This window comes from Actinotalea sp. JY-7885 (assembly GCF_014525465.1).
Lineage (GTDB): Bacteria > Actinomycetota > Actinomycetes > Actinomycetales > Cellulomonadaceae > Actinotalea.
Genome location: NZ_JACEXH010000309.1, coordinates 1 through 1,696 on the forward strand (window position 1 = coordinate 1; position 1,696 = coordinate 1,696).

At 76.5% G+C, this 1,696-nt stretch carries 2 protein-coding genes; both read right to left on the reverse strand.

Annotation, left to right across the window (positions count from 1 at the left end; all coding sequences use genetic code 11):
• A partial coding sequence (locus IDM29_RS16620; protein ID WP_188037830.1) for a dihydroxyacetone kinase family protein occupies window positions 1-1,058 on the reverse strand: 1,058 nt, incomplete at its 3' end.
• Window positions 1,055-1,696 (reverse strand): NAD(P)-dependent oxidoreductase (locus IDM29_RS16625; RefSeq protein WP_188037831.1); only part of this gene is annotated, 642 nt, incomplete at its 5' end. The genes IDM29_RS16620 and IDM29_RS16625, both read right to left, overlap by 4 nt.

The window sequence follows — 1,696 nt, forward strand, 5'->3', positions numbered from 1 at the left end:
CCGGCCATCGCCGCGACCGGAGCGGGTCGCGCCACCGCGGCCGCCCGCGACGCCGACGTCGTGGTCGGCACGGCCCCGCGCCGCAGCGCCGGGGTGTCGACGGGTGCCGTCCAGTGCCGCTCGAGCTCGTCGTCCAGCCACATCAGCGTCAGCGAGCAGCCCGCCATGTCGAGGCTGGTGACCAGCTCCCCCGCCTCGGGCGCGACGACCTCGAGGCCCGCCCGGCCGAGGGCCCGGCGCACGGTGCGCCACAGCACGAAGAGCTCCTCGTACTTGGTCCGGCCCAGCCCGTTGAGGAGCGCCGTCACCCGGGTCCCGGCGTCCGGCGGCGCCTCCTGCAGCAGCCGCTCGACGAAGAGCTCGCCGAGCTCGGCGGCGGTCATGACGGGCATCTCCCCGATGCCCGGCTCGCCGTGGATACCCACCCCGAGCCCCACCGTGCCCTCGGCGACCCGGAAGAGCGGCTCGCTCGTCCCGGGCATGGTGCAGCCGTCGAACGCCACGCCGAGCGTGCGCGTCCGGGCGTTCGCGCGCTCCGCGAGCGCCACGACACCCGCGAGGTCGTGGCCGTGCTCCGCCGCGCTGGACGCGACCTTGAACACCGTGAGGTCGCCCGCGATCCCGCGCCGGTCGGCCTCCTGCGGCGCGCTGGCCACGTCATCCGTCACGACGAGGAACTCCGCCGGGATCCCGGCGGCGACGAGCTGGTCGCGCGCGAGCGTGAAGTTCATGACGTCGCCCGCGTAGTTGCCCGTGAGCAGCACGACGCCGGCGCCGCCCGAGCTCTCGCGTGCCACCGAGACGGCGTCGGCGGTCGAGGGTGACGTGAAGACGTTGCCGACGACGGCGCCGTCGGCCAGGCCGGGCCCGACGAGACCGCAGAAGGCGGGGTAGTGCCCCGAGCCTCCCCCGACGACGACGGCGACCTTGCCGGGCGTCGGGCCCGCGGCGCGGACCACCCCGCCGGGCACGAGCCGGACGTAGGAGGGGTAGAGGTCGACGAAGCCCTCGAGCATGTCCTCCGCGAAGGTCGCCGGGTCGTCTGCGAGCGGTCTCATCGGGTGCCCTCCGCGCTGGTGAGGATGGTCGAGATCACCGAGTCGTCGGCGGCGTGCAGGCCGGCCGCGAGGCCGACGCGGTAGAGCTGCTCGGCCGCACCGGCGACCGGCGTCGCGACCTTGAGCTCCCGGGCGAGGTCGCCGACGATGCCCATGTCCTTGGCGATGACGTCGAGCCGCGACCGGGTCGGGGGCACCTCCCCGCGCAGCTGCGCGGCGATCCGGGGGCCGCGGTCGGCCAGCATGAAGGACGCCGCGGCGCCCTGGCCGAGCACGTCGACGGCGGCGTCGAGGTCGAGCCCCAGCCGCTGCGCCAGGGCCAGCGCCTCGGCGGCCGCGGCGGTGTGGATGCCGCACAGCAGCTGGTTGACCGTCTTCATGTCCTGCCCGGCGCCGACGCCGCCCAGCGGGACGAGGGTCGACGCGAGGGCGTCGAGCACGGGCCGCGCCAGCTCGAGCGCCGCGTCGTCCGCCCCCACCATGATCAGCAGGTCCCCGGCACCCGCCCGCACCGGACCGCCGGAGACCGGCGCGTCCACGGTCGCGACACCCGCCGCCGCGAGCTCCGCGGCGGCTGCCCGCACCGCGGCGGCGCCGACGGTCGAGGTGACGACGACGACGGCGCCGGCGCGCAGGCC